At 70.8% G+C, this 14070-nt stretch carries 11 protein-coding genes and 1 pseudogene; 5 read left to right on the top strand and 7 right to left on the bottom strand.

All coding sequences use genetic code 11. The annotated features are described in order from the left end of the window. Positions 1 to 5: 5 nt before the first annotated feature. From ctaF to OG332_RS42765, 3 genes are all read right to left on the bottom strand, one after another. The gene (ctaF, locus tag OG332_RS42775) at positions 6 to 395 is read right to left on the bottom strand and encodes an aa3-type cytochrome oxidase subunit IV (RefSeq protein WP_327418494.1); all 390 of its coding nucleotides are present in this window, start codon (positions 393 to 395) and stop codon (positions 6 to 8) included. Beyond that, positions 392 to 2083, bottom strand: coding sequence for an aa3-type cytochrome oxidase subunit I (ctaD, locus tag OG332_RS42770; protein WP_327418493.1), 1692 nt, complete (start codon positions 2081 to 2083; stop codon positions 392 to 394). Before ctaD ends, ctaF begins: the two co-directional genes overlap by 4 nt. 686 nt (positions 2084 to 2769) lie before the next feature. Beyond that, the gene (locus OG332_RS42765) at positions 2770 to 3294 is read right to left on the bottom strand and encodes a hypothetical protein (protein WP_327418492.1); all 525 of its coding nucleotides are present in this window, start codon (positions 3292 to 3294) and stop codon (positions 2770 to 2772) included. A gap of 109 nt (positions 3295 to 3403) precedes the next feature. Between OG332_RS42765 and OG332_RS42760 the strand changes: the two genes are divergently transcribed. Further along, positions 3404 to 5314 (top strand): potassium channel family protein, encoded by a 1911-nt coding sequence (locus OG332_RS42760; protein WP_327419541.1) that lies wholly within the window; start codon positions 3404 to 3406, stop codon positions 5312 to 5314. Between the two features lie 80 nt (positions 5315 to 5394). Here the strand turns inward: OG332_RS42760 and OG332_RS42755 are convergent. Beyond that, positions 5395 to 5958, bottom strand: a pseudogene (locus OG332_RS42755) (sigma factor-like helix-turn-helix DNA-binding protein); the annotation flags it as partial. A 187-nt stretch (positions 5959 to 6145) separates the two neighbouring features. Here OG332_RS42755 and OG332_RS42750 point away from each other — a divergent pair. Continuing rightward, entirely contained in the window at positions 6146 to 7201 is a 1056-nt protein-coding gene (locus OG332_RS42750) for a PucR family transcriptional regulator (RefSeq protein WP_327418491.1), read from the top strand. A 1-nt stretch (position 7202) separates the two neighbouring features. On the opposite strand, the gene OG332_RS42745 is transcribed toward OG332_RS42750, so the two are convergent. Next, complete coding sequence (locus OG332_RS42745) at positions 7203 to 7877, bottom strand: SLC13 family permease (protein ID WP_327418490.1); 675 nt, start codon at positions 7875 to 7877, stop codon at positions 7203 to 7205. A gap of 140 nt (positions 7878 to 8017) precedes the next feature. Between OG332_RS42745 and OG332_RS42740 the strand changes: the two genes are divergently transcribed. Continuing rightward, entirely contained in the window at positions 8018 to 8662 is a 645-nt protein-coding gene (locus tag OG332_RS42740; protein ID WP_327418489.1) for a dihydrofolate reductase family protein, read from the top strand. Between the two features lie 220 nt (positions 8663 to 8882). Here OG332_RS42740 and OG332_RS42735 read toward each other — a convergent pair whose 3' ends face one another. Both OG332_RS42735 and OG332_RS42730 read right to left on the bottom strand, forming a co-directional pair. Then, on the bottom strand, positions 8883 to 9473 hold the full coding sequence (locus OG332_RS42735) for a TetR/AcrR family transcriptional regulator (RefSeq protein WP_327418488.1): 591 nt from the start codon (positions 9471 to 9473) through the stop codon (positions 8883 to 8885). Between the two features lie 31 nt (positions 9474 to 9504). Beyond that, on the bottom strand, positions 9505 to 10998 hold the full coding sequence (locus OG332_RS42730; RefSeq protein WP_327418487.1) for an FAD-dependent oxidoreductase: 1494 nt from the start codon (positions 10996 to 10998) through the stop codon (positions 9505 to 9507). 278 nt (positions 10999 to 11276) lie between these two features. On the opposite strand from OG332_RS42730, the gene OG332_RS42725 reads away from it, so the two are divergent. Together OG332_RS42725 and OG332_RS42720 are read left to right on the top strand one after the other, a co-directional pair. After that, on the top strand, positions 11277 to 11879 hold the full coding sequence (locus OG332_RS42725) for a hypothetical protein (RefSeq protein ID WP_327418486.1): 603 nt from the start codon (positions 11277 to 11279) through the stop codon (positions 11877 to 11879). 51 nt (positions 11880 to 11930) lie between these two features. Then, positions 11931 to 13988: a flotillin family protein gene (locus OG332_RS42720; RefSeq protein WP_327418485.1), complete on the top strand. Its 2058-nt coding sequence runs from the start codon at positions 11931 to 11933 to the stop codon at positions 13986 to 13988. Positions 13989 to 14070: the final 82 nt, after the last annotated feature.

Below are 14070 nucleotides of genomic sequence, written 5' to 3'. Positions count from 1 at the left end.
CGGTCTCAGGTGTCCGCACGGCGCGGGCGGAAGACGAACCCGAACACCCCCGGTGCGAGGACGCCGAAGCCGATCAGGGCCAGCCACAGCCCCTGCACGACTCCGAGACCGATCAGCGCGGCTCCCACCGCGGTGACCACGGGGGCGTAACTGCGTGCGGGGAAGAAGAAGCGGCGGTCGCCGCCTCCGGCGACCTCCGCCTTCCCGTCGTCCTCGGGCCGCCGCCCGTCGCGGGAGAACTGCCGCCACATGAAGACGGCCACGAGGGCGGACATCAGGAGCGAGACCATGAGCGCGGAGATGCCGGCCGGATCGTCGGACAGTGCCGCGTAGATGCCTCCGGTCACCGCGAAGAACACCGCGACCCCGGTGAACAGCCAGGCTTCCGCCCTCATCGCAGCCTCACCTCCGGATGGTGCAGATCGAACGCGGGCGAGTCCGAGCGGATACGGGGCAGCGCGTGGAAGTTGTGCCGGGGCGGCGGACAACCGGTCGCCCATTCCAGGGAACGTCCCCACCCCCACGGGTCGTCCGACGTGACACGGACACCGTCGCGGGCCGTGCGCCAGACGTTGTAGAGGAAGGGCAGGGTCGAGAGCCCCAGCAGGAACGCCCCGATCGTGGAGAGCGTGTTCAGGAGGGTGAATCCGTCGGCCGCGAGGTAGTCGGCGTAGCGCCGGGGCATTCCCTGCTCTCCCAGCCGGTGCTGGACGAGGAAGGTGAGCTGGAAGCCGACGAACAGCGTCCAGAAATGGATCTTCCCCAGGCGTTCGTCGAGCATCCGGCCGGTGAACTTGGGCCACCAGAAGTAGAAGCCGGCGAATGTGGCGAAGACGATCGTGCCGAACAGCACGTAGTGGAGGTGTGCCACGACGAAATAGCTGTCGGTGAGGTGGAAGTCCATCGGCGGGGAGGCGACGAGCACCCCGGTCAGCCCGCCCAGCAGGAAGGTGACGAGGAAGCCGATGCACCACAGCATCGGTGTCTCGAACGACAGCGAGCCGTTCCACATCGTCCCGATCCAGTTGAAGAACTTCACCCCGGTCGGCACGGCGATCAGGAAGGAGAGCAGCGAGAAGAACGGCAGCAGCACCGCGCCGGTGGCGAACATGTGGTGCGCCCACACCGTCGCCGACAGCCCCGTGATCGCCATCGTCGCGCCGACCAGAGCGACGTACCCGAAGATGGGCTTCCTGCTGAACACCGGCAGGATCTCGCTGACCACTCCGAAGAACGGCAGCGCGACGATGTAGACCTCCGGGTGGCCGAAGAACCAGAACAGGTGCTGCCACAGCAGAGCCCCGCCGTTCGCGGCGTCGAAGACGTGCGCGCCGAACTTCCGGTCCGCCTCCAGGGCCAGGAGGGCGGCCGTGAACACGGGGAAGGCGAGCAGCGCCAGGATGGAGGTGAACAGCACGTTCCACGTGAAGATCGGCATCCGGAAGAGGGTCATGCCCGGTGCGCGCAGGCACACGATGGTGGTGATGAAGTTGACCGACCCCAGGATGGTGCTCAGGCCGGACACCGCCAAGCCCATGATCCAGAGGTCCGCGCCAACGCCCGGGGAGAAGACGGCTCCGTTGAGGGGCGCGTACGCGAACCAGCCGAACGCGGCCGAGCCGTTCGCCGTCAGGAACCCGCTGACCACCATGAGCCCGCCGAACAGGTACACCCAGTAGGTGAAGGCGTTCAGGCGCGGGAACGCGACATCGGGGGCACCGATCTGCAGGGGCATCACGGCGTTGGCGAAGCCGGTGAAAGTGGGAGTGGCAAACAGCAGCATCATGATCGTGCCGTGCACCGTGAACAGCTGGTCGTACTGCTCGGCCGAGACGATCTGCAGACCCGGACGCGCCAACTCCGCCCGCATCACCAGCGCCAGCACCCCAGCGAACAGGAAGAACCCGAACGCGGTGACGAGGTACATGTAGCCGATCACCTTGTGATCGGTGGTCGACAGCACCTGCTGCACACGGGCACCCACGGCGGCCCTGCGGTGCGCCTCGTCGGGCGCGGCCGCCTCGTCGGCCTTGGCCGCCCCAGCGGACCCCGAGGGCGCCACACCCTCCTCGATCGACACCATGGGCCTCCCCGCAGGACGCATTCCAGCCGCGCCGTCGCAACCTCTAGCCAAGCCTGGCAGCCCGCGACCCCGCGCGACGGTAGGCCCCCGGCGCGCCGTCCCCACAGGTGTCCGGGCGGCGGGCAATCGGGTGACTCCTTCGAGGCGGCACGATCTCTGGCTGGCTCGTCCCCCGTCGATCTCCCGGCCCTCAGCGAAGCCGCCGGTCGCGATACCCGCCTGGCTCGTGGTCACCGCCATCGGACAACTGCAGAGGACAGCACCGGGTGCCGCCGCACGGCCTCGGGGGGCTGAGCGGGGTCATTGCCGCAGGCTGGCCTTGCCCCACGCGGACCGGCGCACGTGGCGAGGGCCGCTGCCATGAGCGCAAAGACGGCGGCGAGGGCGGAGGCCGCCCCGCCCCGCCACCGAAGGCGCGTTGAGCGGTCTCGGGCCCTTGGTGGGCGGGATGGGGCGGAAGTTCGGCCGCGACGTCGGCTGCGCCGGCCAGAGGGTTAGCCCGCGGCGTTCGACTGCTGGCTGGTCAATCCTGCGGGCAGTGCCACGTTCTGCCGCTAGGAGCCCTCGCGGCTACCCGGAAACCGGGGCTGCAAGCGGCGGACGCCACTCACAGGCGCGCTGCGGTGTCCCGGCGGCCGCACGGGCTCCGCTCCCCCGCCCAAGAGCCTCGACATCACCTTCAAGATCTACCGCCACCGGTGCACGAGGGCCCGGACATGGCGGAGCAACCGTCGGGGGTCGCCTCCGATGCCGATGTTCCCGTCGATCAGCAGGGCCGTCCCCCACCGGCCCTCGTCGGGGAGGGGGTCGAAGACGGACCTGCTCACTGCGGACCCGCCCCGGCACACCGTCGTGATCACGGCGCAGGGACAGACGTCGATGCCGAGGACCTCGCGGCCCCGCCCTGTCAACGCCTCGACCAGCCGGCCGGCGCCGCATCCGATGTCCAGCACCCGGCCGGTGCACCGGCGCAGCACCGTCCGGTCCGCCTCGTCCGCCGGGCCACACCACCGCTCCAGATCCAAGGGGAAGTGCCAGCCCTCAGCATCGCGCAGGGACAGGGCGCGCTGCGGGGTGTGCATCGCCTGCGCGTAAGAGCCGCTGCTCCAGGCCCGGTGCTCATGAGCGGTCAGCCCCCATGTCTCGCCGCACACCACGCCCACGGTGCCCTCCAGGCCGTTGATTCCCCCGGATGGGCTCGCACCGCGCACGACCCGGAACGAGCGCACGGCCGAGGCTGAACCCCCTTTGCGATCAGGGCATCCTTGGGCGGTGTCTTCGATATCAGTGCAGCCCCAACAGCCCGCCCCTGATGGGCGGATGGTCGTGTGCGGTGACGACGGGCTGGCCCGTCGGCTGGCCTCCGAGCTGCGGGAGGTCTACAAGGAGCGGGTGACGCTCGTAGCGCCCGCTGCCCGCGACACTCGGCCCAGCGTCGGCCGCACCCCTGCGGCACCCGGGCGCGGCCTGCTGGCGCGGGTCCCCCTGCCACGGGCGCGGACCGCGGGCGGCGGGCCGCCGGCCGTGCGGGAGCTGGAGATCCTGGACGCGGCGGAGCCGGGCGAGGAGGTACTGGCCGCTGCGGGGGTGGCCGGGGCCGCCGCCCTGGCACTCGTCTACGAGGACGACGACACCAACGTCCGGGCGGCCCTGGTGGCACGCCGGCTCAACCCGAGGCTGCGGCTGGTGATCCGGCTCTACAACCGCAAGCTCGGCCAGCACCTGGAGGAGCTCCTGGACCAGGCCGCGATGGTGGCGGAGCCGGGTATCGACCTGCGGGAGCTGGACTCGTCGACGACCGTGCTCTCGGACGCCGATACGGCCGCGCCCGCGCTCGCCGCCAGCGCCGTCGCGGGTACCAGCAAGGTGGTCCAGGCCGACGGCCTCCTGCTGCGCGCGGTGGAGCGTACGCCTCCGGGAAGAGGCGAGGTAGCCGATCCCGGCCTGTGCACCCTGGCGCTCCTGTCCGCGACGACCAGCGACCCGGCAGGCGCCGAGGGCGCGGAATCCAGCGGGGACCGCGGCCCACAGCTGCTGCCGGACGACCGGGCCGTCGCCGCCGCGACGGGGCGAGGCATCCTGGCCCTCGAAACGGTCACGCACACGGACCCGGCTCAGGGGAGACAACGACTCGGCGCCGGGGCGCTCCCGGTGGCCTCCTTGTTCTCCCGGAGGCTGCGCTGGTCCATGGCCGGGATGGTCGCCGCGGTGGCAGCCCTCGCCGTCGCGTCCTGGCTGACGACCGGCGACCATCCCCTGCACGCCGCCTACATCACCCTGCTCGACATCTTCGCGATCAACGACCCCGCAGTGGGAGACCCCACCCAGCGCCAGGTCCTCCAGATCCTGGCCGGGTTCGTGGGCCTGCTCCTGCTCCCGGTCCTGGTGGCCGCCGCCCTGGAGGCGCTCGGGGCCTTCCGCACGGCCACCGTCCTGCGCCGGCCGCCGCGCGGACTGTCGGGCCACGTGGTCCTGCTGGGGCTCGGCAAGATCGGCACACGGGTGCTGGCCCGGCTGCGCGAGCTGGAGATCCCGGTCGTGTGCGTGGAATCCGACCCGCAGGCACGCGGCCTCGCGCTGGCCCGCACACTGCGGGTGCCCGTCGTCATCGGCGATGTGACCGACGAAGGAGTGTTGGAGGCCGCCCGCATCGGCCGGGCGCACTCCCTGCTCGCCCTGACCAGCTCCGACACCACCAACCTTGAGGCCGCCCTTTACGCCCGTGGGGTCAAGCCCGGCCTGCGGGCCGTACTTCGCCTGTACGAGGACGACTTCGCGACCGCCGTCTACCGCACCCTGCGGGCCGCGCACCCCACCGCCCTGACCCGCAGTCGCAGCGTGACGCACCTCGCCGCTCCCGCCTTCGCCGGGGCGATGATGGGCCGACAGATCCTCGGTGCCATTCCGGTCGAACGGCGGGTCCTGCTCTTCGCCGCCGTGGACGTGGCCGGCCATCCGTACCTGGAGGGCCGCACCATCGCGGAGTCGTTCCGCCCGGGCGCCTGGCGGGTCCTGGCCCTGGACACCGCCTCCCCGGAGGATCGCCGGCCCGACCTCGCCTCCGCCCCCACAGACGGGACGTCGCGGCAGTCGGGGCTGGCCTGGGACCTGCACCCGGAGTACGTCCTCAAGCCGGAGGACCGCGTCGTCCTGGCCGCCACCCGTCGCGGGCTGGCCGAACTCCTCGGACGCGGCGAGTCCATCCCCCGCCGGCCCGATGGCCGGATCTGAGACAACCTCGTCATGCCGAGCTCGGCGGAGGTTCGTTCGTAGCGGCGCGGGTGCCGAGCCCGGCCGCGGTCGGCGTCGGGTCACCACTGGGCGATGAGCGGCATGTCCGGTTCGTGCTGCCTCCAGGCTTCGGTGAGGCGGACGAGGCGGGCGGGGGCGGCGATGCCGTGCACGGTTGCGATCTTGTCTTCGGTGACGTCGAACGTCACGGCGCCCATGACCTTGCCGCCGAGGACGAAGAGGATGGCGGAAGCGCCGTTGACGACCGCGTAGTGGATGGCGGGCGTGCCGCCGGCGAGCCGCCGCTTCGCGGGCGTGGGCTTGAAGCCGCCCCGCATGACGGCGGCGACGCGCTGCGGAGCGTCGTAGCGCAGCAGCTTCTCGGCCAGGCCGGCGCCGTCGGAGATCGCGATCACGTCATCGGTGAGCAGCGCAACCAGCCGTTCTGTGCGGCCCGAGGTGGCGGCGGCAAGGAATTCCTCGACGATCCTGCGGGCGGACGCCGGGTCGACTTCGCCGCCGCGGCGGCGCGCGGCGGTGATGCGGGTCCGGGCGCGGTGGAGGTGTTGCTGGCTCGCGGACTCGGTGATGTCGAGGATCTCGGCGATCTCGGCGTGGCCGTAGGCGAACGCTTCGCGCAGGATGCAGCACCCGGGCTGTGGTGCGTTCCCCCGTTCACTGATCCTGCCGCTCCCTCACCCAACACACACTGCCGGTGACCGGCAGTCTTTACGTGCCCCTGATGCCGGGGACGGCGCCGCCCGTGTCACATGGCACTCTGGTGCCCGCGTCAAGAAGGCGTCATGGGCGCGTCAGGACTGGGGGAAGTGCGTGACGGACCGAACGGCAACGGCGGATCATCTGGCGGGCTATGCCGACATCCTGGCCGCGGCCTGCGCCACGGGCCGCCGCCTGAACCGCGAGGAGTTGGACTCCCGCCGCACGGAGGGGGTGCGTGCCGCGGAGGCAGGGCTCCCGTTGCGCGCCCTGATACGGGACCACCTGGCGGCGGCCCAGACCGTACGGCCCTCGTCTTCGCCGTCCGGTCCGCTGCTGGCTGTCGTCGAACAGGCCGTGGACGCCTTCGTGGAGGGGTACGAGCGTGCCCAGCAGCAGGCGGTCCGCCAAGAGGAGGCCGCGCGCCGCGAGTTCATCGACGACCTGCTGTACGGCGGCAGTGATCTCGGCCGCCTCGCCGAGCGTGCCGAACGCTTCGGCCTGCGCCTGTCGCAGGCACACGCCGTGGCCGTAGCGGCCGGACCCGAACCGTACGGCGACGGCTTCCGGGTCGCCCGGGGCATCGAGACGGCAGTCCTGGCCCGATTCCCCGGACGGCAGATCCTGCTGACCACGAAGGAGGGCCGGCTGATCTGTGTGGCGCCCGGGGACCAGCCCGACGTCCTGGCCTTCTTCTCCAAGCAGGCATACGCGGCCACCGACGGCGGCAAGGTCGCCATCGGCCGCTCCCACCCCGGCGCCGGCGGAGTCGTCCACTCCTACGAGGAAGCCCTCGGCGCCCTGGACCTCGCCGAGCGCATGGGCTTCGACGGGCCCGTACTGCACGCCGTCGACCTGCTCGTCTACCCGGTCCTGACACGTGACCGGCAGGCCATGGCCGACCTGGTCGAGAGCACTCTCGGCCCCCTGCGCTCCGCGCGCGGCGGTGCCCAGCCCCTCATCGACACACTGTCCGCCTACTTCGACAGCAGCTGTGTGGCGACGGAGGCCGCACGCCGCCTCTCGCTGAGCGTGCGGGCCTTCACCTACCGGCTGGAGCGCATCCACTCCCTCACGGCAGCCGACCCGGCCGACCCGCTGAACCGCTACACCCTCCAGACCGCGATGATCGGCGCACGTCTGCTCGGCTGGCCCGGAGACACGGCCTGAGCTACGCGAGGGCGACGTAGCGAAGCCAGAGGTAGAGGGCGGATACGGCGACGGTGACCACGGTCACGACGAGTCCGTACGTGGTGAACTCCCAGAAGCTGATGGGGTGGCGATTGCGTTCGGCGATGCCGAGGACGACGTTGGCGGAGGCGCCGATGGCGGTGGCGTTGCCGCCCAGGTCGGCGCCCACGGCGAGCGCCCACCACATGACGTGGTCGGGGTCGCCTCCCAGGTCGGTGACGAGTTCGCTGGTGATGGGGGCCATGGTGGCCACGTAGGGAATGTTGTCGACGATCCCGGAGAGCACCGCCGAGCCGCCCAGCAGGAGCATGGAGCCGCCGAGTTCGTCCCCTCCGACCACGTCCGCGAGCGAGTCGGCGAGCCCTCCGACGATGCCGGTCTCGATGAGGGCGCCGACCATGACGAACAGGCCTGCGAAGAAGGCGAGCGCTTCCACCTCCCCGAGGACCTCTCCGGTCTCCACCTTCGAGATCGCGATGAGCAGGCCAGCGCCCAGGAGGGCGACCGCGCTCGGCTCGTAGTGGAGGACCGGGTGCAGGACGAAGCCGGCGACGACCAGCGCGAGGACGCCCAGCCCTTCATGAACGGAAACCGGCGCAGCACACGCTTGCCCAGCAGAAAGCGAAGGGCTCCGCAGGGGCGGACGCCCCCTCACGACAGGAGCCTGCCCAAACCGCACAAACCTCGCAGTTCGGAACTCTCTGTAGCCCGGTTTCCGACCGATCACGAACGCAGCGATGAGTTTTCCCGGCCCGGCAAGTCTCACCATCGTTGTTGACAACACAGGAGGAACACGTGGCTCAGCTGCTGAGAGTCCAGAACTTCAACGTCTCGAGTGACGGGATCGGTGCCGGTGAGGACCAGACCCTCGAGAGGCCATTCGGTCATGTCGATCCCGAGAGGCTGTTCTCCTGGGCCGGCGCCACCGCGAGCTGGCCTATGCGCACCGACCCCGGAGGGAGCCGGGGCCTCGACGACTACCTCACGCGAGACTACGCACACAACATCGGCGCCGAGATCATGGGCCGCAACAAATTCGGGCCCCAGCGCGGGCCCTGGAAAGACCACGACTGGCGCGGATGGTGGGGTGCCGAGCCCCCGTTCCGCACCCCGGTGTTCGTGATGACCCACCACAAGCGTCCCTCCTTCACGCTCGGCGACACCACGTTCCACTTCGTCGACGGCGACCCGGCCGCGGTCCTCGAACTGGCACGGAAAGCGGCGCGCGGCAAGGACGTCCGGCTCGGCGGCGGGGCCACCACCATCCGGGAGTTCCTTGACGCCGACCTCATCGACACCCTGCACGTGGCGGTCTCACCGGTGAAGCTCGGGTCCGGAAAACGTCTCTGGGAGTCACCCGATGAGCTGCTCGACCGGTTCCATCTCGACGTCGTGCCCAGCCCCAGCGGTGTGACGCACCACCTGTTCTGGCGAAAATGACCAGTCCTCAAGGGCTGGCCCCGGCCGGCTGTTTCGCCTGCCGGGGCCAGCCCTGAGGCGGGCCGTCGAGTCGCGCCTCGGGCGGTCGACCGACCTTGGCGGTTTCCTCAGCTCATGCCCGCACGGTGATCACGCCGGATCGCCGCGTACGAATCGGCGCCGTGAAGCGTTGAGGACTCCGTCACAGCGGTTGCCCGCACGGGCCGCCCGGCGGCGTCCGCTACGCCGGACTCAGGGCGCGGAAGGCCTCGTCGGCCAAGGACGGCAGGTCACAGGTGCCCTCGCTCTCGACCCACGCCGCGAGCGCGCTGGTGATGGCGGCGAGGCCCGCCGCCGCGATCACGCGAGTGGCCAGTTCGCTCTGCCCCGGGGTGCGTGAGCGCAGGGCTCCGGCCAGCAACAGCTGGGTGGCGTACTGGTTGTCCCAGGTCCGTGCGCGCAGGGCGGGCGTCTCGAAGACCAGGCGGGTGCGGGCGAGGAGGGCCTCGCGGTCGCTGGCATAGACGGCCTCCAGGCCGTGCACCAGAGCGTTGCGGAGCGCGGTGAGGCTGTCCTCGCCCTCCGGCCGCTCCTCGATGAGGCGGACGATCAGCGGATCGTAGTCGTCGTTCTCGACCACGGCTTCCTTCGTCGGGAAGTGCCGGAAGAAGGTCATGTGGGAGACCCCGGCCGCGGCGGCGATCTCCTCGACGGTGGTGTTCTGGTACCCGTGGGTCAGGAAGAGGCGCAGCGCCTGTTCCTGGATCGTCCGGCGTGTGAGGGCCTTCTTGCGCTCGCGCAGTCCGGGGGGCGGTGCGGGGTGGGACGTCATGGATCTGCGGCCTCCGGGGCGCCTGCCGTGGTCACTGCCTGCCGTTCACGAGTATGCGCGTGAGCGTCTTGCCGAGGGCTGATGGGGAAGTTCCCTGCCAGGCGAGATGGCCGTCGGGCCGTACCAGGGCTGTGTTGCCCCGGTGAGCGCCGGGCACCCGGAGGGCGGCGACGGATCCTGCTCCGAGGTGGCGGTCTGCGACGGCCTCCCACTCCCCCGTCGTCCGGCCGCCCGGATTCAGCAGGCCCCAGCGGGCGGGCAGTTCCCCGTAGAGCCGGGTGGGCGTGCCGTCCGCACGGGTGCAGGTGAGGTCCGGAACGCGGTCTCCCGGGCGGAGGCCGCGGCTGTACGGTGCGCTGCCGCCGAGGGGACCGGTCCGGTAGGTCAGGGTCAGCTGGGAGGACTTCTCCCAGAGCAGTCGCTGTACGCGGGGCCGGCCGAGCAGCGGCACGAAGGCGTGGTCGCGCAGCGTCCTCGCCCACCAGGTCCGTCCCAGGATCATGCCGGTCATGGCGCTGGTGGACTTGAGTACGTCCGCCGCCGCCGGTCTGCGCTCCGCCTCGTAGGTGTCGAGCAGGCTCCCCCCGGCGCGGCCGGTCGTGACCAGGGCGAGCTTCCATGCCAAGTTCTCGGCGTCGCCGAGGCCCGTGTTCATTCCTTGCCCGCCGAAGGGGCTGTGAATGTGGGCCGCGTCGCCGGCGAGCAGCATCCGGCCCTGCCGGTAGGTGGAGGCCAGGCGACGGTGGATCTTGAAGGTGGACGTCCAGTGGGCGTTGCGGACGACCGAGGAGGGGATGTCGGCCTCCTGGGCAAGCAGGTCGCACAGGACGGGCAGCGGATCGTCGGCGGCTCCGGCGGGTGCGGGGGCCATCAGCCGCCACAGGTCCTCGCCGGGGAGCGGGAAGGCTCCGAGCATGCGGTCGCCGCGCAGCCAGACCGCCACCGTGTCCCTGGGCACGGGCAACCGGGCCGTCACGTCGGCCAGGAGGAAGCGCTCGACCACGGGCACCCCCGGGAACGCGATTCCGGCGGCCTTGCGGACACGGCTGTGCGCGCCGTCGCAGCCCACCAGCCAGTCGGCGTGGATCTCCCGGCCCGCGAGGCGGAGCGAAACCCGTTCACCGTCCTGGCTCGCATCGAGGAGCTCGCAGCCCCATTCGACGTCGACACCGAGGGCGGCGAGGCGTGCGCGGAGCCGGGACTCGACGTCGGACTGCGACATGAGAAGGCCGGGCCGCGTCACCAGCTTCGTCGGCTGCCCCACGCGGAGGCGCGCGAGTGGTTTGCCGTCGACGTGAGTGAGGACCTGCCCGATCCGTACCGACTGCTCGGGGAGATCCGCGAGAGCCCCGAGGCGGTCGAGCACCTCTGCTCCGCGCGGCTGCAAACCCAGGGCCCGTGAGGTCGCCGCGGGCCCGGGGGCCTTGTCCAGCAGCCGTACGGAGACGCCTGCGAGCCGGAGCCCTACCGCCGTCGCGAGTCCGGTCGGCCCGGCCCCGACCACTACGACTGTCGGAGCGTTCATCCCATCACTCATTCCGTTAGTGGCTAACATTAGTTACACGCTAACTCCAAATGCTCCGGGCGTACAGCCTCGCGGGCACCCTGTGCCCGACGAGATCCGCTCGGCATCAAGAACGCGTAAAGACTGCCGGGCCACGGCAATGCGAACGCGCCCGCAGGCCGGGCAGGATCGGGCAAGGGGAATCAGGGGGAACGGCCGAGCTGCCGGGATCCGGAAGCGGAACGTATTCACGCGCCGCCGCCCCGCGCCACAGGCACCTACAACGGGAGGGGAACAGGATGAGCGAGTTCACCGACGCCGCGCTCGGCTTCCCCACGGGCATCTTCACGATCGCCCTGGCCGTTGTCTTCGGCTTCTGGCTGCTCGTGCTGTGCGGCGGCGTCGAGCACGACGCGCTGGACTCGGCCGTCGGAGCCTCGGCACTCGGGACTCCCGGTGTCCCTCTGGCTGTCCCGGCCTCGCTGTTCGTCGCGGTCGCCTGGTTCGCCGGTCTCGCCGGCACCGTCCTGCTCGACCGCCTCGGTCTCGGCGGCGGCAGCGCCCTGGTCCTGCTGGTCGTGTCGCTCCTCGTGGCCCGCTCCGTCACCGGCGCCCTCGTACGCCCGCTGCGCCTGCTGTTCCAACCCGACGATCCGCAGCCATCCCGGCAGGACTTCATCGGCCGCGTCGCGACGATCCGAACCGGCCGCGTGGACACACGGTTCGGGCAGGCCGAGGTGACCGCGGACGACGGGTCGACCGCCGTGGTCCAGGTGCGCCAAGCCGGCTCCGACCCCATGCCCCTCGGCAGCCCGGGGCTGCTCTACGCGTATGACGAACCGGGCGAGTTCTTCTGGGTCGCCCCGTACGACAGCGCACTCGATCCGCGCACCGTCGGCTGAGCCCCGCCGCCGCCACGCTCCTCATTTCACCTTCTCCGCAAGGACTTCACCATGGATGCCATCTCCCTGGGCATCGGCGTGCTCGTTGCCGTTGTCCTGCTCATCGCGCTCGCCGTGCTCCTCGTCGTCAGCCGCCTGTTCCGCAAGGTCGAACAGGGCAAGGCGCTGATCGTCTCGAAGATGCGGAAGGTAGACGTGACCTTCACCGGGCAGGTCGTCCTGCCCGTCCTGCACAAGGCCGAGGTCATGGACATCTCGGTGAAGACCATCGACATCAGCCGCACCGGCCGCGACGGTCTCATCTGTCAGGACAACATCCGCGCGGACATCCGCATCTCCTTCTTCGTCCGCGTCAACAAGACGGTCGAGGACGTCATCAAGGTCGCCCAGGCCATCGGCACCCAGCGGGCGAGCGACAAGGACACGCTCCAGGAGCTGTTCAACGCGAAGTTCTCCGAGGCGCTGAAGACCGTCGGCAAACAGCTCGACTTCGCCGATCTCTACACCAAGCGCGACGAGTTCCGCGACCGGATCATCGCCGTCATCGGGACCGACCTCAACGGCTACAGCCTGGAGGACGCGGCGATCGACTACCTGGAGCAGACGCCGCTGAGCCAGCTCGACAGCGCGAACATCCTCGACGCCCAGGGCATCCGGAAGATCACAGAGCTGACCGCCATCGAGCACGTGCGGACGAACGAGTTCCAGCGCACGGAGGAGAAGGAGATCACCCGGCAGAACGTCGACGCCCGCGAGGCGATCCTGGAGCTGGAGCGCCGCCAGGCCGACGCCGAGATCAGGCAGCGGCGCGAGATCGAGACCGTACGGGCCAAGGAGGAGGCGGAGACCGCCAAGGTCGTCGAGGAGGAGCGGCTGCGCGCCCAGAGTGCCTTCCTGCGGACGGAGGAGCAGCTCGGCGTCCAGCGCGAGAACCAGGCGCGTGAGGTGGCGGTCGCGGCGAAGAACCGCGAGCGGGTCATCGCCGTCGAGAGCGAGCGCATCGAGAAGGACCGGCAGCTGGAGGTCATCGCCCGGGAGCGGGAGACGCAGCTGACGCGGATCGCCGCCGACAAGGAGGTCGAGACCGAGAAGCGGGACATCGCCGAGGTCGTGCGCGAGCGGGTCGCGGTGGACCGTACGGTCGCGGAGCAGGAGGAGTCGATCAAGAAGCTACGTGCCGTGGAGGAGGCCGAACGCCACCGCCAGACGGTCGTCATCGCCGCCGAGGCGGAGGCCCAGGAGCGCCTGGTCAAGGACATCAAGGCAGCCGAAGCGGCGGAGGCCGCGGCCGTGCACCGGGCCGCCGAGCAGCTGACCCTGGCCGAGGCCCGGGTGAAGACCGCCGATCTCGACGCCCGGGCCAAACTCCGCCTCGCGGAGGGCGTCCAGGCGGAGACGGCGGCGCCCGGACTGGCCGCCGTACAGGTCCGGGAGAAGGAAGCGGACGCGATCGAGAAGACCGGGCTGGCGGAAGCACGCGCCACCGAGGCCCGGCTGAAGGCGCAGGCCGAAGGCACCCGGGCGCAGGCGAGCGCCGACGCGGCGGTGATCGGGGAGAAGCTGAAGGCGGAGGCCGCGGGTCTGACGGAGAAGGCCGCCGCGATGGCCGCGCTGGACGAGGCTTCCCGCGGGCACGAGGAGTACCGGCTGCGGCTGGCGGCCGAGAAGGAGGTCCGGCTGGCCGGTCTCGACGTCCAGCGGCAGGTCGCCGAGGCTCAGGCCATGGTGGTCGCGGCCGGGCTGGAGAAGGCCGACATCAACATCGTCGGCGGCGACTCCGTCTTCTTCGACCGTCTCGTCTCCTCGATCTCGCTCGGCAAGGGCATCGACGCCTTCGTTCGGCACTCCGACACGGCGCAGGCGCTCGCGAAGCCCTGGCTGGACGGTACGTCCGACTTCACGGAGGACGTCACGCGGGTCCTCGGCTCGGTCTCGACCTCGGACGTGCAGAACCTGACCGTGTCCGCGCTGCTGATGAAGCTGATGCAGGGCGGTGGTGCCCAGTCCGGGCAGCTCGGCGAGCTGCTGGACAAGGCGGGGCAGTTGGGCTTGGCCGACATGCCCCTCGCAAAGTTGGGCGCCGGCCGGGTCGGCTCGGTCAAGGCCTGATCCGGATCTCTCGTACCTCCGCACCTCCGGGGCCGCCGCGCACCCCTCGGCGGCCCCGGCCCGGTGCACCACCCGAGCACGC

Source organism: Streptomyces sp. NBC_01233, from assembly GCF_035989305.1.
GTDB lineage: Bacteria > Actinomycetota > Actinomycetes > Streptomycetales > Streptomycetaceae > Streptomyces.
The sequence above is the reverse complement of the archived record's forward strand: the minus strand, read 5'-3'. Positions and strand labels throughout refer to the sequence as shown.